This is a genomic window from Streptomyces sp. NPDC037271 (assembly GCF_055603605.1).
This window is the reverse complement of sequence record NZ_JBVJVN010000003.1, coordinates 328,739-346,550: the sequence shown is the minus strand read 5'-3', so window position 1 is coordinate 346,550 and position 17,812 is coordinate 328,739. Positions and strand designations below refer to the sequence as shown.

15 protein-coding genes are annotated in these 17,812 nt (G+C 73.7%); 10 read left to right on the top strand and 5 right to left on the bottom strand.

The window, feature by feature from the left end:
- Window positions 1–41: 41 nt before the first annotated feature.
- Both ACZ7G3_RS09360 and ACZ7G3_RS09355 read right to left on the bottom strand, forming a co-directional pair.
- Window positions 42–1,730 carry a DUF885 domain-containing protein gene (locus tag ACZ7G3_RS09360; RefSeq protein ID WP_470924416.1) on the bottom strand — a complete coding sequence of 563 codons (1,689 nt, stop codon included), beginning with the start codon at window positions 1,728–1,730 and terminating at the stop codon, window positions 42–44.
- 77 nt (window positions 1,731–1,807) lie between these two features.
- Complete coding sequence (locus tag ACZ7G3_RS09355; RefSeq protein WP_426598524.1) at window positions 1,808–2,287, bottom strand: Lrp/AsnC family transcriptional regulator; 480 nt, start codon at window positions 2,285–2,287, stop codon at window positions 1,808–1,810.
- Window positions 2,288–2,347: 60 nt separating this feature from the next.
- On the opposite strand from ACZ7G3_RS09355, the gene ACZ7G3_RS09350 reads away from it, so the two are divergent.
- Entirely contained in the window at window positions 2,348–3,571 is a 1,224-nt protein-coding gene (locus ACZ7G3_RS09350) for a trans-sulfuration enzyme family protein (RefSeq protein ID WP_470924414.1), read from the top strand.
- Between the two features lie 25 nt (window positions 3,572–3,596).
- Here ACZ7G3_RS09350 and ACZ7G3_RS09345 read toward each other — a convergent pair whose 3' ends face one another.
- The 3 genes from ACZ7G3_RS09345 to pdxR all read right to left on the bottom strand — a co-directional run bounded on the left by ACZ7G3_RS09345 (window position 3,597) and on the right by pdxR (window position 8,487).
- Window positions 3,597–4,976 (bottom strand): GNAT family N-acetyltransferase, encoded by a 1,380-nt coding sequence (locus tag ACZ7G3_RS09345; protein WP_470924412.1) that lies wholly within the window; start codon window positions 4,974–4,976, stop codon window positions 3,597–3,599.
- A 321-nt stretch (window positions 4,977–5,297) separates the two neighbouring features.
- Complete coding sequence (locus ACZ7G3_RS09340; protein WP_470924410.1) at window positions 5,298–6,884, bottom strand: alkaline phosphatase D family protein; 1,587 nt, start codon at window positions 6,882–6,884, stop codon at window positions 5,298–5,300.
- A 142-nt stretch (window positions 6,885–7,026) separates the two neighbouring features.
- Window positions 7,027–8,487 carry a MocR-like pyridoxine biosynthesis transcription factor PdxR gene (gene pdxR / locus ACZ7G3_RS09335; RefSeq protein WP_470924409.1) on the bottom strand — a complete coding sequence of 487 codons (1,461 nt, stop codon included), beginning with the start codon at window positions 8,485–8,487 and terminating at the stop codon, window positions 7,027–7,029.
- Window positions 8,488–8,638: 151 nt separating this feature from the next.
- Here pdxR and ACZ7G3_RS09330 point away from each other — a divergent pair, with 151 nt between their 5' ends.
- From ACZ7G3_RS09330 to ACZ7G3_RS09290, 9 genes are all read left to right on the top strand, one after another.
- Complete coding sequence (locus tag ACZ7G3_RS09330) at window positions 8,639–9,145, top strand: hypothetical protein (protein ID WP_470924407.1); 507 nt, start codon at window positions 8,639–8,641, stop codon at window positions 9,143–9,145.
- Window positions 9,129–10,091, top strand: coding sequence for a bifunctional lysylphosphatidylglycerol flippase/synthetase MprF (locus tag ACZ7G3_RS09325; protein WP_470924405.1), 963 nt, complete (start codon window positions 9,129–9,131; stop codon window positions 10,089–10,091). The genes ACZ7G3_RS09330 and ACZ7G3_RS09325 overlap by 17 nt, the downstream gene beginning before the upstream one ends.
- A 92-nt stretch (window positions 10,092–10,183) precedes the next feature.
- A complete protein-coding gene (locus ACZ7G3_RS09320; RefSeq protein WP_470924403.1) occupies window positions 10,184–11,317 on the top strand; it encodes an acyl-CoA dehydrogenase in 1,134 nt (377 codons plus the stop codon).
- Window positions 11,318–11,373: 56 nt separating this feature from the next.
- Window positions 11,374–12,495 (top strand): SDR family oxidoreductase, encoded by a 1,122-nt coding sequence (locus ACZ7G3_RS09315; protein WP_470924401.1) that lies wholly within the window; start codon window positions 11,374–11,376, stop codon window positions 12,493–12,495.
- Entirely contained in the window at window positions 12,492–13,937 is a 1,446-nt protein-coding gene (locus ACZ7G3_RS09310) for an aspartate aminotransferase family protein (RefSeq protein ID WP_470924400.1), read from the top strand. The genes ACZ7G3_RS09315 and ACZ7G3_RS09310 overlap by 4 nt, the downstream gene beginning before the upstream one ends.
- Window positions 13,938–14,055: 118 nt before the next feature.
- On the top strand, window positions 14,056–14,523 hold the full coding sequence (locus ACZ7G3_RS09305) for an aromatase/cyclase (protein WP_470924399.1): 468 nt from the start codon (window positions 14,056–14,058) through the stop codon (window positions 14,521–14,523).
- Window positions 14,495–15,184: a flavin reductase family protein gene (locus ACZ7G3_RS09300; protein WP_470924397.1), complete on the top strand. Its 690-nt coding sequence runs from the start codon at window positions 14,495–14,497 to the stop codon at window positions 15,182–15,184. The genes ACZ7G3_RS09305 and ACZ7G3_RS09300 overlap by 29 nt, the downstream gene beginning before the upstream one ends.
- Window positions 15,181–16,503: an NAD(P)/FAD-dependent oxidoreductase gene (locus tag ACZ7G3_RS09295; RefSeq protein WP_470924395.1), complete on the top strand. Its 1,323-nt coding sequence runs from the start codon at window positions 15,181–15,183 to the stop codon at window positions 16,501–16,503. The genes ACZ7G3_RS09300 and ACZ7G3_RS09295 overlap by 4 nt, the downstream gene beginning before the upstream one ends.
- 50 nt (window positions 16,504–16,553) lie before the next feature.
- Window positions 16,554–17,795: a wax ester/triacylglycerol synthase domain-containing protein gene (locus tag ACZ7G3_RS09290; protein WP_470924393.1), complete on the top strand. Its 1,242-nt coding sequence runs from the start codon at window positions 16,554–16,556 to the stop codon at window positions 17,793–17,795.
- Window positions 17,796–17,812 lie beyond the last annotated feature (17 nt).

Here is a 17,812-nt window from a genome sequence, read left to right as displayed (position 1 = left end):
GCTCTGAGTCAGCCGGGCCCGGCGCCGGGCCGGAGCACGGCTCAGAGCCGGGACAGCTCGTCCACCAGGTCGTCCAGGCCGAGCGAACCCTGGGAGAGAGCCGCCATGTGCCAGGCCTTCGGGTCGAACGCGTCACCGTGCCGCTTGCGGGCGTTCTCCCGGCCCAGCAGCCAGGCCCGCTCCCCGAGCTTGTAGCCGATCGCCTGGCCCGGGATCGTCAGGTACCGGGTCAGCTCGCTCTCCACGAAGTCCGCCGGACGGCTGCTGTGCGCGCCGAAGAACTCCTGCGCCAGCTCCGGCGTCCAGCGCTCGCCCGGGTGGAAGGGGGAGTCCGCCGGGATCTCCAGCTCCAGGTGCATGCCGATGTCCACGATGACGCGGGCGGCCCGCATCATCTGCGCGTCCAGGTACCCGAGCCGCTGCTCCGCGTCGGTGAGGAAGCCCAGTTCGTCCATCAGCCGCTCCGCGTACAGCGCCCAGCCCTCGGCGTTGGCGCTGACCATGCCGACCGAGGCCTGGTAGCGGGAGAGGTCCTCCGCGACGTGCGTCCACTGGGCGAGCTGGAGGTGATGGCCCGGGACACCCTCGTGGTACCAGGTGGAGACCAGGTCGTAGACCGGGAAGCGGGTCAGGCCCATCGTCGGCAGCCAGGTGCGGCCGGGACGGGAGAAGTCCTCCGACGGGGACGTGTAGTACGGGGCCGCCGCGCTGCCGGGCGGAGCGATCCGCGACTCCACCTTCCGCACCCGCTCGGCGAGTTCGAAGTGGGTGCCGTCCAGCGCCTCGATCGCCTGGTCCATCAGGCCCTGCAGCCAGTCGCGGACCTCGTCGACACCCTCGATGTGCTTGCCGTGCTCGTCCAGGTGCGCCAGCGCCACCCACGGGGTTTCGGCGCCCGGCAGGATCTTCTCCGCCTCCTGCTTCATCTCGGCGAGCAGGCGGTGGAACTCGGCCCAGCCGTACGCGTACGCCTCGTCCAGATCGAGGTCCGTACCGTTGTAGTAGCGCGACCAGCGGGCGTAACGCTCCCGGCCCACCGTGTTCGGGGCGCCCGCCACGGCCGGTGCGTACTCGTCACGCATCCAGTCCCGCAGCTCCACCACGGCCGCGGTCGCGCCCCGGGCCGCCTCGTCCAGCTCCGCGCGCAGCGCGTCGGGGCCGGCCGACGCGAAGTCCTCGAACCAGCCGCGGCCCTCACCCGTGTCCGCCCACTCGCCGAGCTGGTCGACGAAGGTGGCGGTCGGGCGCGGTGCCGCGTACAGCTTGCGTTCCAACCCCAGGGCCAGGGACTCGCGGTAGCCCGCGAACGCCGCCGGCACCGCGCGCAGCCGCTCGACGATCCGAGCCCAGTCCTCCTCCGTCTGCGTCGGAGTGATGGTGAAGACCTCACGCACCGAATGCGCGGCGGTGCCCATGTTGCCGACCGAGCGCAGTCCCTCCTCGGCCTCGTGCACCGCGAGTTCGGCGGTGAGGCGCTCGCGCAGCAGCCGGGCGCAGCGCCGCTCCACGTCGCTGTCCCCGCCGGGCCGGCGCTCCGCCTCGTCCAGCAGGGCGAGCGTGGTCCGCGCCAGCTCCGCGAGGGCCTCCTGCCCGGCGGGCGAGAAGTCGGGCAGGCGGCTGGAACTCTCCGGCACGCCGAGGTACGTACCGGTGACCGGGTCGAGGGCGATGAGTGCGTCGACGTAGGCGTCGGCGACCTCGCGGGGCAGCGGGCTCTTGGTCTCTGACATGCGGACATACTCATACGGATTCCGGTGCCGCGTCAGCCCTGTTCGACGGGTCCGCCGCCGCGGGGGCCGGATTTCGCTCAGGGCGTGGCGGGCGGCAGCAGGGGGCCGCACTCCCACTGCTGGAAGATCAGCCGTGTCTCGACGCGGGCCACCTCCCGCCGGGACGTGAACTCGTCCAGGACGAGGCGCTGCAGATCCGTCATGTCCGCGACCGCGACATGGACGAGGTAGTCGTCCGGGCCGGTGAGGTGGAAGACGGTACGCGACTCCGGAAGCGCCCGGATCCGTTCCACGAACGGGCCGACCAGCTCCCGACGGTGCGGTCGCACCTGCACCGACAGCAGCGCCTGGAGCCCGCGCCCGAGCTTCGCCGGGTCGAGTTCGAGCCGATGGCCGAGGATCACCCCGGCACGCCGCAACCGGGTCACCCGGTCCAGGCAGGTCGACGGGGCGACCCCGACCTGGGCGGCGAGATCGCGGTAGGTGGTCCGGGCGTCGTTCTGCAGCAGTCGCAGCAGATGAAGATCCACCGGATCCAGTACGACTGATTCGCCCATCGGCCGAACGTAGCACGGCCCGCGGTCCCCGGAGCCCGGTCGGTGTTCACTCTTCGGTCCATGGACTCCGCGCGCACGCACACGTCAACGTCCGACGACGCACGCACCACCGTACGCACAGGCAGGGCACTGGCCACCGAGGCCGTGCACGCCGGCCGCGACGATCTCGCCGGCCAGGGACTGCACGCTCCGCCCATCGACCTGTCCACGACCTACCCGTCGTACGACAGCCGCGGCGAGGCCGCCCGCATCGACGCGTTCGCCACCACCGGCGCCGACCCGGAGGGCCCGCCGGTCTACGGCCGCCTCGGCAACCCCACCGTCGCCCGCTTCGAGACGGCGCTGGCCCGGCTGGAGGGCACCGAGGCCGCGGTCGCCTTCGCCAGCGGCATGGCCGCGCTCAGCGCCGTCCTGCTGGTCCGCGGCTCGATGGGACTCCGGCACGTCGTCGCCGTACGGCCCCTCTACGGCTGCAGCGACCACCTGCTGACCGCCGGACTGCTGGGGTCCGAGGTCACCTGGACCGATCCGGCGGGCGTCGCCGACGCGCTGCGCCCGGACACCGGCCTGGTGCTCGTGGAGTCACCGGCCAACCCCACGCTGGCCGAGGTGGACCTGCGGGCCGTCGCCCACGCCTGCGGATCCGTGCCGCTGCTCGTGGACAACACGTTCGCCACGCCCGTGCTCCAGCGCCCCGCCGAACACGGAGCCCGGCTGGTGCTGCACAGCGCCACCAAGTACCTCGGCGGACACGGAGACGTGCTGGCCGGTGTGGTGGCCTGCGACGAGGAGTTCGCGGGGCGGCTGCGGCAGGTGCGCTTCGCCACCGGTGGCGTACTGCACCCCTTGGGTGGCTATCTGCTGCTGCGCGGGCTGTCGACCCTGCCGGTGCGGGTGCGCGCCGCCTCCGCGACCGCCGCCACGCTCGTCGAGCGCCTCGCCGCCGACCCGCGGGTGGCCCGCGTCCACTATCCGCGCATCGGCGGCGCGATGGTCTCCTTCGAGGTCCACGGCGACCCGCACGACGTCATCGGCCGCGTCCGCCTGATCACCCCGGCCGTCAGCCTCGGCAGCGTGGACACGCTCATCCAGCACCCGGCGTCCATCAGCCACCGCATCGTGGCCGCCGACGACCGCCGGGACGCCGGGGTCGTCGACCGGCTGCTGCGGATGTCTGTCGGCCTGGAGGACGTCGACGACCTGTGGGCCGACCTGGACCGGGCGCTGGGGGAGCGGGTGGCCGGGGCGATCCCGCTGCGGGAGGCACTGTCGCGGGCCGACTGACCCGCGCGGCACCGCCCGTCGGCGCTCACTCCGTGCCGATCCGCTCCCCACGTGGCAGCCGCGCCGCGGCCCGGGCCGCCGGGTCCAGGCGGGCCGTGATGACCAGGGTCCCCTCCTCGATCTGGTAGTCGAGGGGGAGGCCCAGGCCGCGCATGGCGGCGACCATGCCGGTGTTGGACGCCTGCGTCACGGCGTACACGCTCTCGCAGCCCGCCTCGGCCGCCATCGTCACGAGCCGGCCGAGGAGCTCACCGCCGATGCCCCTACGCTGCCACGCGTCCTCGACGAGCAGCGCGACCTCCGTCTCGTCCCCGTCCCACAGCAGGTGCCCCAGTCCGACGATCCGCCCCGATGCGGTCTGCACGGCGAGGGTTCGGCCGTAGCGCGGGCCGAGCAGGTGGTCGAGATACCGGTCGGCGTCACCGACCGGGCCGTGGTACCGCATCCCGAGCGTCCGTGCCGAGCACCGCTCGTGCATCGCCTTGGCCGCCGGGAGGTCACGCGTGTCGGCCCGGCGGACCGTGATGTCGCTCCCCTGCGGCAGCGTCAGCGCGTCCCGGCTGCGCGGGACGCGCTGACCGAGCCGGGCGTCCAGCTCGACCAACGCCCGCGCCCGCGCGAACTCGGCCGGGGTGAACGGCAGATACGGCCGCTCGACACTGATCACCCCGCCCTCCGGCGCGCGCAGCCGCAGCACGGTGGCCTCCAGCGCGCCTTCCGGCGGTACGTCGCCCGCCGCGCGTCCCCCGGCGGACGCCGGCACCGACCGGATGGTGCACCGACCCAGCAACTGCCGCAAAGCGAGCGGGAGTTCCGCCGCGTCCAGGGCCGTGCGGGCCGCCAGTCCCAGGATCCTGGTCGGCGCGTCGACCAGGTCGTGGGCGTCCGCCCGCTCGGTCCAGGTGTGGGCACCGCCCGCCGTCGACACCACGTCGGCCAGCTCGGACCCCGTCAGCTCACCCGGGGCGCGGAGCAGGAACTCGTCCACCGTGCCCTCGGCCAGCGGGTGCGTCTGCAGGTTCAGGATGTCCACCCGCCGGTCGGCGAGGGCCGCGCACAGGACGGCCAACGACCCCGGTGCGTCCCGCACCGTCGTCCGCATCCGCCACAGCGCGCTGTCTGCGGTATCGGTACCGGCGCCGGTACCGAGAGCGGCGTCGGTGCCGGTATCGGTTGCGGCACCGGTCCTGGCCCCGGCCTCGTCCTCGGCCCGGCTCCCGGCCGCCGTCGCGGCCGGCGGCCGGGAGCCGGTATCGTCCGCCGGCGGGGCGTGTCCGCGGCGCCGTGACCACCGGCTGTGGAACCCGGCCGTGGTGATCAGTGCGGCCACCGAGGCGAGCAGCATGACGGGCACCCCGGGGCCGTGCGCGACGAGGAGGGCCGCGGCATCCGTCACTTCAGACATGTCTCGAGTCATGCAGCCACTGTGAAGGAACGGTGTTGCGTGATCACGAACGCTCTGTGACCGACGGGTAAAGAAGGCTTCCGGGGTATTTGTTGCGTTCTCTGCCCGTGTGGTGTCAGAGGGCGGCCACCTCCTCCGCCAGCGTGCTCCGCAAGGATCGCGTCATGCGGAAAACCGTGAAGGCAGCCACTGACAAACGGCCTGAGCTGCCGAAACGACCCCGCAGGGTGGTCAGTTGGACTGCGCGCGCGGCAGCAGGAAGCCGGCCGCGCACCGGGGGATGACGCCGGTGCGCGGCACACCCGACAGGCTATACGGGAACTACTGGCCGACCCGGCCCGGCTGGAGCACCTTCGTGAACAGCACGGTGCCGTCCTGCTCGCGCAGCCGCACCGTCATCTCGGCACTGTCGCCGTCGATGTCGACCTCGCCGAAGAACTGGTAGCCGCCCGCGGGGGAGACGTTCGACGCGGTCGGCGCCTTCACGAACACCCTCTCCGGGCCGAAGGTGCCGTCGAGCGCGCTGGCCGGGAAGGCACCCGCGTTGAGCGGCCCGGACACGAACTCCCAGAACGGCTCGAAGTCCGTGAACGCGGCCCGCGAGGGCTGGTAGTGCTGGGCCGAGGTGTGGTGCACGTCGGCCGTCATCCAGACCGTGCCGGTGATCCGACGGTGCTTGATGAAGCGCAGCAGCTCGGCGATCTGCAGCTCGCGCCCCAGCGGCGCGCCGGGGTCGCCCTGCGCGATCGCCTCGATGTTCGGCTTCCCCTCGCCGCCGTCGGGCACGACCAGGCCGAGCGGCATGTCGGCGGCGATGACCTTCCACACCGCACGCGACCGCGACAGCTCCCGCTTGAGCCACTCGAGCTGCTCGCGGCCCAGGATGCCCTGCGGGTCCACCGTCTCGTCGCCGGGGGAGTTGGCGTTGCGGTACGTCCGCATGTCCAGGACGAACACGTCCAGCAGGGGGCCCTGGCGCAGCACCCGGTGCACGCGGCCCTCCCGTGCGCCGGGGCGCAGCGTGGAGATCGGGAAGTACTCGGCGAACGCGCGCCGGGCCCGGGCGGTCAGGACGTCGACGCTCTTCTCGGTGTAGCGGCTGTCCGTGTCCGCGATCACCTGGCCCGGGTACCAGTTGTTGCGCACCTCGTGGTCGTCCCACTGGATGATGGACGGGACCTGGGCGTTGAAGCGGCGCAGGTTCTCGTCGAGCAGGTTGTAGCGGAAGTTGCCGCGGAACTCGGCCAGGGTCTCGGCGACCTTGGACTTCTCCTCGGTGGTGATGTTCCGCCAGGTGCTGCCGTCGGGCAGCTCGGCCGTCGCGGCGATGGGGCCGTCAGCGTAGATGTTGTCGCCGCTGCACAGGAAGAAGTCCGGGTCCAGGGCGCCCATGGCGTCGTAGATGCGGTAGCCGCCGAGGTCCGGGTTGATGCCCCAGCCCTGGCCCGCCAGGTCGCCGGACCACACGAAGCGCACTCCCTCACGCCGGCGGACCGGCACCGTGCGGAAGGTGCCGGGGACGGGCTCGCCGGTGCGGCGCGGGTCGTCGGGGTCGGCGAGGAGCACGCGGTAGTGGATCTGCTCGCCCGGCGGCAGGCCGCGCAGCCGGGTCGTGCCGGTGAAGTCCGTGTCGGCCCCCAGCAGCGGGCCGCGCCATCTGCGCGGGTTGCGGAACGACTCGGTCGCGGACGTCTCGACGATCATCCGGGCCGGCCGGTCGGACCGCACCCAGACCAGACCGGAGTGGGAGGTCACGTCTCCCGTCTGCACCCCCCAGCCCGCTCCCGGCCGCCCGGAACGGGCGAACGCCGGCGCCGCCCCGAGAGCGGTGGGCAGGGTCAGGGCCGCCGACGCGGCAAGGGAGCCGCGCAGCACGCTGCGGCGACCGGGCAACGGACGGTGTGACATGGATGCGCCTCCAGGAACGGGATCCGGCCAGCGTTTCGGCCAGTGTGCAGAGCCAGACCTACTGGTGCGGCGCGGCGATCACGCAAACGCCGGGTGAACAACCGGGCGCCCGCGCGCGGGGAGCGCATCCTCCCGCGCCGCGTCACACGGCCCGCGCCATCATCTCCACCCCCGCCCGGATCCGTCCCGGTGACAGATGCGCGTACCCCAGCACCAGCCGCACCTCCTTCCCGGCGGCCTCGTCACCCCCGGCCTCGTGCCCGTACTCCGCCAGCGAGCGCACCGCGACCCCGGCCTCCGACACGCGCGCGAGGAAGCGCTCCTCGGGGCCGTACCGCTCCGGGAGCGCGGCGATGGCGTGGAGTCCGGCGGCGATGCCGGAGACGCGGGAACCGGGGAAGTGCTCCGCCAGCGCGGCGACCAGCGCGTCGCGCCGCTCCCGGTAGGCGCGCTGGCAGACCCGCAACTGGCGGTCGTAATCGCCGCGTTCCACGAAACGGGCGAAGAGTGCCTGGTCGAGCGCGGGATGTCCGAGGTCCGTGGTGCGTTTCCGCTGCACGATGTCGTCCGCCAGCCACTCCGGTACCAGCAGCCAGCCCAGCCGCAGCCCCGGCGCGAGGGACTTGCTGACCGAACCCGTGTAGGCGACGCGTTCCGGATCGAGACCCTGGAGCGCGCCCACCGGGGCACGGTCGTAGCGGAAGTCGCCGTCGTAGTCGTCCTCCAGGACGAGACCGTCCACGGACCGCGCCCAGTCCAGCAGTTCGGCCCGGCGCCGCGCCGAGTAGGCGATCCCGGTCGGGAACTGGTGGGCCGGCGTCGTCACGACGGCCCGTACGCCCGAGGCGCGCAGCGGGCCGACGGCGAGTCCCTCGTCGTCCAGGGGCAGCGGCACGGTGGCGACGCCCGCCGCCGCGTACAGGGCGTCGTGCTGGGGGCTGCCGGGGTCCTCGACGCCGGCGGTGCGCATCCCGCGCGCGTGGAGCACGTCGGCGATCAGCGCCGTCGCCTGCGCCACCCCGGAGACGACGACGATCCGCTCCGGGTCCGCCACCACGCCCCGGCGTCGCGCGAGGAGCTCGGCCAGCGCGGTCCGCAGCCGGGGAAGCCCGCGCGGGTCGGGGTAGCCGAGGCTCTCGTGCGGCAGCTCCGTCAGCACCCCGCGCTGCGCGGCGGCCCACGCCGAGCGGGGGAAGAGCGACAGGTCCGGTGTGCCCGGCACGAAGTCGGCCCGGTCGCCCGGGGAGCGCGGGGCGAGATCGCGCGCGCGTGGACGTGCGGCCCGTACGGCGTCGCCCACCCAGGTCCCCGCGCCCCGCCCGCTGCGCAGATAGCCCTCGGCCGTCAGCTGCTCGTACGCCTCCGTCACGAGCCCCCGTGACACCCCCAGGTCGGCCCCGAGGTCCCGGCTCGACGGCAGGCGGGTGCCCGGCGTGAGCCGGCCGGAGCGGACGGCGTCCCGCAGCGCCGCCTGCAGGGCGCGGCCACGCGCGCGGGCCGGCGCCGAGGCGGCGGGCAGCAGCAACTCCCAGGCCGCCGTGCCGTCGACGGCGCGGCCGACGGGGCTCGGGCGGCCGTCCGGGCCGATCGGCGCTGACGTCATGAGAACAATCCCCCCGAGGATCACGTCCGTTCAATCGCCCCCACTTTACGAGGGGTTGGACCCGCCGGTGCGTAAACCGGAGTGACAGACCACAGCGAGGGGGCAGGCCGGTGCCGGGCCCCGGAATCGTACGCGCAATCCAGGAGCGCCCGTGGACGCCAAGAACCGTTTCGAGACGAAGGCCACCTTCGCTCTCTCCCGACTCGAATGGCTGGGCTTTCTCGCCGTATCGCTCGTGCTCGCATTCCAGCACCGAACGGAGATCCGCTGGGGTGTTTTCGTGCTGCTGTTCGTGGTGATCGACGCCATCGGTTATCTGCCCGGCGCGATCGCTTTCCGGCGCAGCCCCGACCGACGTATTCCGCGCGGCTACTACGTGGCCTACAACGCGATGCACAGCCTGGTCACGGCAGGTGCCCTGGCCGGGGCGTGGGCGCTGTTCGTCCGGCCGGAATGGGCACTGCTCGCCCTTCCGATCCATCTCATGGGAGACCGGGCACTCTTCGGGAACTCCCTCAAACCCTTCGGTGTCGCCTTCGAACCGGCAATCACTCCGGAATTCCGGACATTCGAGCGGCAGTATCACTCGGCGGCCGATTCCGGTGAAAGCGCCGCGGCGCGGACTCCCCTGGAGGACACCGATGCCGTCCGTGCTTGACGCGCTGGCCGCGCACAGCGACAACCCCAGTTCCTTTCTCGCCCTCAACAGCGGGAACACGTACTTCCACGACGACCGGTTCGAGGGCGCCTGCGCCTATCGCACCTCGGGCCGTTACGTGCTCCAGTTCGGCGGCCCGTTCGCGGCCCCCGAACACCGCGCGCGACTGCTGGACGCCTTCGTCGCCCACGCTGGACGCCGCCTGGTCGCCGTGCAACTGCAGCGGGCGGATGCCGAGCTGTACGCGGCGCACGGATTCACGGTCAATCAGATCGGTGCGTCGTACGCCGTCGACCTGAGCCGTTTCACGCTGCGCGGCTCACGGTTCGTCCGGCTGCGGAACAAGATCTCGCGCGCCCGGCGGGCCGGCCTCGAGGTCGCCGAGGTACGGGACGGCGACGACCGCGCCGAACTCGACCGGATCGACCAGTGCTGGCTGCGGGAGAAGGGCCGGCACGTCAAGGAGCTGCGTTTCCTCGTCGGCCAGCGGAACGGAAGCCTCCAAAAGCACCGCCGTCTGTTCGTCGGCCGGATCGGCGGCGAGGCCGTCGGGTACATCAACTACTCGCCGGTCTACGGCAGCCGCCCCGGCTGGCTCCACGACCTCAGCCGGCGCCGCCCCGACGCGCCGCCCGGCGTGATGGAGGCGCTCAACGCAACCGTCATGGAACGGCTGACCGCCGACGGCGCCGGCTGGCTGCATTTCGGGTTCACCCCGTTCACCGGGCTGGACCCGGAGCACGAACCACCGGGCGCCAGCCGCCTGTTCGCCCGGTTCGCCCGGCTGCTGGCCGAGCGCGGCGACGCGGTCTACCCGGCGGCCTCCCAGCTCGAGTACAAGCAGAAGTGGGCCCCGCACGTGGTCCTCCCGGAGTACATCGCCTTCCGCGGCAGACCACGCCCCGGCGCCGTCTGGCAGCTGCTGCGCGCCACCAACGCCGTGTGAGCCACCGCCTCCACGGCCGTGCGAGTGCCGTGCGAGTGCCCTGCGGTTGACGCGCGGATCTCCCGCCCGACCCACCCTGGAGGACCACGTCCATGAGATTCCTCGAACGTGAACGCGCCACCCTCGCCAAGCTGTTGCCCGACCTGGACCCCGCCCTGCGCGAGACGCCGCTGATGGAGCTGGAGCGGCCGGACAGCCCCGGCATCCGGCACTTCCGGGACAGCGGCGGCCCGGGACTCCTGGTCCCGGAGTCCCATCAGGGCCGGGGCGCCACCGCGCTGGACGCGGTGCGCGTGCAGCGGGCCATCGGCAGCCGCTCTCCGTCCCTCGCCGTGGCCACCACCATGCACCACTTCTCCATGGCCACCCTGGTCGGACTCGGCGGCCTCGGCGACGGCCTGGAGTGGATGCTGATCGAAGGCGTGGCCTCGGCCAACCGCCTCATCGCCTCCGGTTTCGCCGAGGGCCGCCGCGGAGCCGGCGTCCTGGACCCGTCGATGACCGCGACGGTGACCGGGGACGGCATCCGGATCAACGGCGTCAAACGGCCGTGCAGCCTCGCCCGCTCCATGGACGTACTCACCGCGAGTGTCGTGATTCCGCGCGAGGACGGGCAGGGCGACGAACTCGCCGTCGCCCTCGTGCCCGCGGAGAGCGAGGGCCTGAGCGTCAGCGGCTTCTGGTCCAGCTCCTTCCTCGCGGGCGCCGAGAGCGAACAGGTCACGCTCACCGATGTCCTGGTCCCGCCGGAACTCCTGCTGCGCACGGCGACGACCTCCGGCGAACGGCTCGACGAGATCCAGACGGCCGGTCTGATCTGGTTCCAGGCGCTGATGACGGGCAGCTACCTCGGCGCCGCGAGCGCGCTGGTGGAGCGTGTGCTGCTGAACGACCGCATCCCCGAGCACGACCGCGTACGCCTCTTCGTCGGGACCGAGGCCGCGATGGCCACCGCCGAGGGCGTCGCCCGCCGTATCGACGCCGGTGACCTGGACGAGTCGGCGCTCGCGCAGGCCCTGTACGCGCGCTACGGCGTCCAGGACGCCATCGCCCGTGTCGTCCCGCGCGCGGTCGAGCTGCTGGGCGGGCTCAACTTCATGACGTCCGACGAGGTGGGCCACCTGGCCGCCTGCGCCAACGGACTCTCCTTGCACCCGCCGTCGCGCTCCCGGATGACCGGCTCGTTCTCCGCCTACCTGGCCGGCCGGCCACTCACCATCGCCTGACCCACCGCACCCCACCGTCCGTCGGTGGCCGAGACCCGTTGGGGGAACACACACCCATGCCGTCAGACAACCAGCGTCCCGCCGTACCGCCGGCCGGCCGCACGGGACCGCGCGACCACCCCACCCTGCTGCTCACCGGCGGTTCCGGGGTACTCGGACGGGCCCTGATCGACGAGCTGTCACCCGACTTCGACCTGCTGTGCCTGCGCCGCACCACACCCCTGCGCGACCCGCGGGTGCGCGAGCTCCAGGGCGACCTCGTCGCGCCCCGGCTCGGTCTGAACCCTCCGGCCTGGCACGACCTGGCCCGGGAGGTGGACGTGGTGCTGCACTCCGCCGCCGAGACCAACTGGCGCACCCCGCCGGACGACATCACACGCACCAACCTGCTCGGTGCGGACAGCATGCTCGACCTGGCCGCCCGGGCCGACGCCCCGCTGTATCTGGTGAGTACCGCGTTCGTGGCCCACACCCCCACGGAGGAGGACCGCCGGCGCTTTCCCGGCGCCGCCGCCTACCTCGACTCGAAGACCCGTGCCGAGCAGATGACACGCGACTCGGGTGTGCCCGGCGCCATCGTGCGGCCCTCGGTCGTCATGGGTGATTCCGGCACCGGTCGGATCGCCGGCCAGCAGGGACTGACCAAGACGATCGGCGCGATGGTCCTGGGGCAGGTGCCCGTGCTGCCCGGGGCCCCCGAGGCGCGGATCGACATGGTGCCCCAGGACTACGTCGCGCGGGCCATCGGTGACTTGGTACGGGGCCGCGTGGACAGCGGCGAGTACTGGCTGACGGCGGGGAAGGAGGCCATCGAGTTACGGGAGTTCGCCGACGCCTGCGCGGACGTCGCCGTACGGCACGGCCTGCCCCGGCCCCAGCGGCCCCGGCTCATCCCGGTCGAGGCGGTGCACCGGCTGCTGCTGCCCATGCTGGAGGGCACCGCGCTGCCCGCCTCGGTCCGCCGCCGACTGGAGCACTACGCGGAACTGCTGCTGGTGTTCCAGCGGGAGCTGCCGTTCGACACCTCCCTCGGCGAACCCGACTGCGGCACCCGACTGACCCACACCGACATCCACGCCGCACTCGTGCGCAACGCGGAGAGCTGGGCCGAGGAAAGGGCCGGCCTGCTCAGCCGGCACCGGGCCGCCGCGGCCGCTCCGAGCGAGGTGGCGTCATGACCGTGTCACCCCCGCCCACCGAGACCACCGTGCCGCCTACCGAGACCACCGTGCCGCCTACCGGGTCCGCCGTGCGGCCTGGCGGGTCCGCCACCCCCTCGACCGGGGCCGCCACCCCCTCGACCGGGGCCGCCACCCCCTCGACCGGGTCCGCCGCACCGTCCACGGAGACCGCCGCACCGTCCACCGAGGCCGCCGCACCGCCCGACCGGGCCGACGTCGTCGATCTCTACTTCAAGCACATCGGCTCCGGCCGCGCCGTCATGGGCCGGGTCATGGGCGGCATGGCCGAGGTCCGCTCCGAGGGCGTCTGGATCCACGCCGACGACGGCCGCCGCTTCCTGGACTTCGGCGGCTACGGCGTCTTCATCCTGGGCCACCGCCATCCGGCCGTCGTCGAGGCGGTGCACCGCCAGATCGACACCCACCCGCTGGCCAGCCGCGTCTTCCTCGAACCCGTGGCCGCCCGCGCCGCCCAGGCCCTCGCCGCCCACACCCCGCCCGGTCTGGACTACGTCCACTTCGTCAACTCCGGTGCCGAGGCCACCGAGGCGGCCCTGAAACTGGCCCGCGCCCACGGCCGCACCTCGTTGATCACCACCCGCGGGGGCTTCCACGGCAAGACCCTCGGGGCGCTGAGCGTCACCGCCAACACCACGTACCAGACGCCGTTCCAGCCCCTGCTCCCCGACGTCACCCAGGTCGCCTACGACGACCCGGCCGACCTCGAACGGGCCCTTGCCACCCGCCGCGACCGGGCCTGCGTCGTCATCGAACCCGTCCAGGGCGAGGGCGGCGTACGCATCCCCCGCCCCGGCTACCTCAGCCAGGTGCGGGCGCTGTGCCGGGCGTACGGCGCCCTGCTGGTCGTCGACGAGATCCAGACCGGCATGGGACGGCTGGGCACCTGGTGGGGCGTCGACGCCGAGGGGGTTCGCCCGGACGTGCTGCTGGCCGGCAAGGGGCTCAGCGGCGGCGTCGTACCGATCGCCGCGATGGCCGCCACCGCGGAGGCCTACGCACCCTTCAGTCGCGACCCCTACCTGCACACCTCCACCTTCGGCGCCTCACCGATCGCCTGCGCCGCCGCCCTCGCCACCGTACGGGCCATGGAGGAGGAGAACACCGTGGCCCGGGCCGCCGCGCTCGGCCTGCGCGTCCTCACCGCCGTGCGGGCCGTGTGCGCGCCGTACGAGGGCGGGCTGGTGCGCGAGGCGCGAGGCCGTGGACTGCTCATCGGTATCGAGTTCGCCGAGGAACAGGCGGTCGGTGAACTCCTGCTGGAGCTGATCTCCCGCGGAGTTCTCGTCAACCACTCCCTCAACTCGACCCGGGTGCTGCGGCTGACCCCGCCGGCCGTGGTCGAGGACACCGCGCTCGACCTGTTCCTCACCGTCCTCGCCGAGGCCCTGCGCAGCACGGCCGACCGCATGGCCGGCTGAACACCGGCTCCTGCCGCCGGCCCGTCACCACCGGCCCGTCGCCCCCCGTCACCAGCTTTCTGGCACCTGCTTCTTGACACCAGCGTCCGGAAACCTCAGGGAAGGAACCGAACGACCCATGCGCCATGTGGTCCTGCACGCCCTCGCCGACGGTCTGGCACCCGCCGACGTCTACCGACGCATCACCGACTTCCGCCGCTACCCCGAGTACAGCGACACCTTCCGCGAGGTGCGCGTCGAGCCTCCGCTGCCCGACGGCTCGACGGTCTCGGACTGGACCGTCGAGTTCCGGGGCGGCCTGATGCGGTGGCGGGAACGCGACACCTACGCGCCAGAGACCTGCTCCCTCGCCTTCGAGCAGCTCAGCGGCGACTTCCAGACCTTCGAGGGGAGCTGGCGCTGCGAACCCGGGGACGGTGGCACGCTCGTCGTCTTCACCGCCGCCTTCGACCTCGGCATCCCCTCCCTGGCAGAGATCCTCGACCCGGTGGCCGAGTCGACCGTGCGGACCAACATCGCCCGCGTGCTCCGGGGCCTGGCGAACGCGGAGGTGATCGATGAACGCGCGGCTGCGGCTCGTGGCTGACCGGGCGACGACCACCGGGGCCCCGCCTCCGGCCGTCTGTCCACCGCGGGAGGAACCGCCGCACGAGCGACCGCTGCTCGCGGAACCGCCGCACGAGCAACCGTTCCTCGCGGAACCGCCGCACGGGCGCCCGTTGAACGGGGAACCGCTGCACGCGGAACCGGGACCGGGTGCCGCCCGCTGCCTCGGCCTCTACGCCAAGCTGGCCGCCGGGGTGACCGTCGTGACCGCCCGCGGCGAGGACGGCCCCCTCGGCATGACGGTCTCCGCCGTCACCTCGCTCTCCGCACGCCCGCCGCTGCTCCTGGTCTGCCTGCGCGACGGCTCCCGCACCCTCGCCGCCGTCCGCGCCCGCCGGGCCTTCGCCGTGCACCTGCTGCGTGAGGAACAACAGGAGCTGGCGGGCCGGTTCGCGTCCCCCACGACGACCGCGGCCGAGCGGTTCGCCGGGACCGGCACCCGGCAGGTGCTGGGCGCCCCCGTGCTGGCCGGGGCGCTCGCCTGGTCGGTGTGCCTCACCGAGGACGTGCGCCGCTACGGTGACCACCACCTCGTCGTCGGCCGGGTCGCCGCCGTGCACGTGGGCGGCGGACGGCCCCTGCTGTGGCACGACCGCCGGTTCGGCGCGCTGACCGAGCCGGTGCCGGACGCCGCCGGATGAACAGCTCGCCGGCCGGAACGCCGTACTGGGACCCGGCGGAACTGCCGCCGCACCCCCAGCTGCACGGCGTGGTCACCGCGGACGTGGCCGTCGTCGGGGCCGGTCTGGCCGGGCTGTCCTGCGCCTACCACCTGGCGGAACGCGCCCCCGGGCTCGACATCGCCGTGGTGGACGCCGAACACCCGGCCGCGGGGGCCAGCGGCCGGGGCACCGGTCTGCTGGGCCCCCGGGCCGGCCCCGCCGTCGACCGGGCGGTGCGCCGCTTCGGCCCGCGGACGGCGCGCCGGATGCACCGGGCCAGTGAGCGGGCGGTACAGGACGTCCTCGACCTGTGCGCCCGGCTCGACGTGCCCTGCGGGCTGCGAACCGGCGACCAGCTCATGGCCACGCGCTCGTCCGCGGGCCTGGTGGCACTGGCCCGCCGGGCCCGCGCCTGCCGCGAACTGGGCCTGGACGTCCCCGTCCTCACCGAGGCCGGCATCCGAGACCGCGTGGGTGTGCCGTTCCGGGCCGCTCTCCTGCACCGCCCCGCCGCCACCCTGGACCCGGCCGCCCTGACCCGTGCCCTCGCCCGCGCCTGCGCCGACAAGGGCGTGCGGTTCTACGGCCACAGCCCGCTGCTGGCGCTGCGCCCCGGCGACCTGGTCGGACCGGAACTGGTCCTCCCGCACGGCCGGCTCTACGCCCGCCAGGCGGTGCTGGCCGTCAACTCCGCCGCACGGTCACTGGATCTGCCGGTCGGCACGATCCTGCCGCTGGAGGTGTACGCCGTCGCCACCGAACCGCTGAGCGCTCCGGCGTACGAGGTGCTGGGCGGGCGCGCGGGGTACTCCGTCGTCGACGCCGTGCCGATGGCGCCGTACTTCCGACTGCTCCCGGACCGCGGCCTGGTGGCGGGCGGCGGCACCGCCACGGTCCCGGCCGGGCTCGGCGCTCCCCGGCTCCAGTCCCTCCGGGAGCGCGCCTGGACCCGGCTGGAGGCATGGCTGCGGTCCCTGCACCCCGACCTCGCCCGGGTACGGGTCACCCACCGCTGGTCCGGCCGCATCGGCATGACCGGCGACGACCTGCCGGTGGTCGGGCCGGTCCACGGATTCCCCGACGTCTGGTACGTCGGCGGCTGCTGCGGACACGGCCTCGCCCTGTCCGTGGCGCACGGCGCGTACGTGGCCGCTGCCCTGCTGGGTGAGCCGGACCCCGGCGAACCGCTGCCCTGGCACCGCTCCAGGGCCCCGCGCCTGCCCGTACGCGGACCCGCCCGGCCCCTGCTGCGCGCGTACGTGGACGTACTCGGGCGCGCCGCGCGCCACGCGTGCTGACGGCCGCCCGGGACGGCGGCCGTCTCCTCCAACCGACAGAGAGGTTCCTGATGCGCCCACCCCACCCCGGCGGCGACGGCGGTCTGCCGGCGTCCCTGCCCATGGGCACCGCCGACGTCGCCTACCACCTGGCGATGGGGGGCAGACCGCTGCCGGCCGGTTTCCTGTTCGGATTCTCGGGCCCCGCCCCCACCCTGGACTCGGTACGCGCCCGCGTCGCCGAACGCGCGCCCCGCATCCCCGCGTTGCGCTACCGCATCGACAGGAAGAGCCGGACGTTCTCCCGTGTCGGACGGATCGACGTGGAGCAGCACGTGCACGAGGCCTGGCTGCCCGGGGACGACGACGGCTCGGGCGCCGGTCGGCTGATGCTGTCCCGTCCCATGGGCGGGGACACCCGGCCGCCCTGGGACGTGTGGCTGGTGCATGGGCCCACCGGCGGCCACAGCCTGTGCTACCGCACCGACCACACCTTCCAGGACGGCGTGGGAGCCGCGCACACCGCGCGGGCCCTGCTCGACGACGACCCCGGCGGCGGGCCGCCCCCGCACCGCCGCGGCCGGCCGGCCCTCGGGGGCCTCGCCGACGCCGTCGGCGACGTGGCCGCCTCCTTCCGGCGGAGCGACAAACCGGCCTTCGACGTACCGCTCGGCGGGCGGACGGACATGTGCCAGGCGGTCGTCCCGGTGACGCGGCTGCGGGCCGTCGGCCGAGCCCACGGCGCCACGGTGAACGACGTCTTCCTCGCAGCGCTCGCCCACGCGGTGGGCACCTGGCACCGGAAGAGCACCGGCTCCGCCCATCCGCCGCTGCCGGTCGCGGTCCCGATGTCGGTGCGGGGGCCCGGCGAGGAGTACGCCCCGGGCAACCGGCTCGTCGTCGCACGTGTCCTGCTGCCCTGCGACGCCCCGTCCCCGCAGCACGCCCTGCGGCGCGTGGTGGCCCGCACCGGGTCACTGCGCACCGGCCGTCAGCGCGATGCCCTGCGCCTGCTGCTGGCGGCCGGGCCGCGGGCGGTCGGCGCCCGGGTCGGCACCCGGATGGTGAACGGCCGGTCCGTCGCCGGACCGGTGAGCAGCGTGAACTTCGGCAGCGCCCTCGTCCACCGGGGCAACGCCGCCCGCCGGGCCGTCGTCTACTCCGGGCTCGGCGCCGGCATCCGCTGCCTGACCACGCTGACGAGCCAGCACGACACCGCCTGCCTCGCCGTGATCCACGACGAGGCCCTGCACACCGCCGGCGAACTCCCCGGCCTGTGGCTCGCGGCACTGCTGGAACTGGAACGGCCGTAGCGGGTACGAGACACGGC

What these genes read in the sequence shown, in the direction of transcription:
- ACZ7G3_RS09340 (WP_470924410.1), bottom strand. Translation starts at nt 6,884, where the DNA reads ATGTCACACCGTCCGTTGCCCGGTCGCCGCAGCGTGCTGCGCGGCTCC.
- ACZ7G3_RS09355 (WP_426598524.1), bottom strand. Translation starts at nt 2,287, where the DNA reads ATGGGCGAATCAGTCGTACTGGATCCGGTGGATCTTCATCTGCTGCGA.
- ACZ7G3_RS09360 (WP_470924416.1), bottom strand. Translation starts at nt 1,730, where the DNA reads ATGTCAGAGACCAAGAGCCCGCTGCCCCGCGAGGTCGCCGACGCCTAC.
- ACZ7G3_RS09315 (WP_470924401.1), top strand. Translation starts at nt 11,374, where the DNA reads ATGCCGTCAGACAACCAGCGTCCCGCCGTACCGCCGGCCGGCCGCACG.
- ACZ7G3_RS09290 (WP_470924393.1), top strand. Translation starts at nt 16,554, where the DNA reads ATGCGCCCACCCCACCCCGGCGGCGACGGCGGTCTGCCGGCGTCCCTG.
- ACZ7G3_RS09350 (WP_470924414.1), top strand. Translation starts at nt 2,348, where the DNA reads ATGGACTCCGCGCGCACGCACACGTCAACGTCCGACGACGCACGCACC.
- ACZ7G3_RS09320 (WP_470924403.1), top strand. Translation starts at nt 10,184, where the DNA reads ATGAGATTCCTCGAACGTGAACGCGCCACCCTCGCCAAGCTGTTGCCC.
- ACZ7G3_RS09325 (WP_470924405.1), top strand. Translation starts at nt 9,129, where the DNA reads ATGCCGTCCGTGCTTGACGCGCTGGCCGCGCACAGCGACAACCCCAGT.
- pdxR (WP_470924409.1), bottom strand. Translation starts at nt 8,487, where the DNA reads ATGACGTCAGCGCCGATCGGCCCGGACGGCCGCCCGAGCCCCGTCGGC.
- ACZ7G3_RS09345 (WP_470924412.1), bottom strand. Translation starts at nt 4,976, where the DNA reads ATGTCTGAAGTGACGGATGCCGCGGCCCTCCTCGTCGCGCACGGCCCC.
- ACZ7G3_RS09305 (WP_470924399.1), top strand. Translation starts at nt 14,056, where the DNA reads ATGCGCCATGTGGTCCTGCACGCCCTCGCCGACGGTCTGGCACCCGCC.
- ACZ7G3_RS09295 (WP_470924395.1), top strand. Translation starts at nt 15,181, where the DNA reads ATGAACAGCTCGCCGGCCGGAACGCCGTACTGGGACCCGGCGGAACTG.
- ACZ7G3_RS09300 (WP_470924397.1), top strand. Translation starts at nt 14,495, where the DNA reads ATGAACGCGCGGCTGCGGCTCGTGGCTGACCGGGCGACGACCACCGGG.
- ACZ7G3_RS09310 (WP_470924400.1), top strand. Translation starts at nt 12,492, where the DNA reads ATGACCGTGTCACCCCCGCCCACCGAGACCACCGTGCCGCCTACCGAG.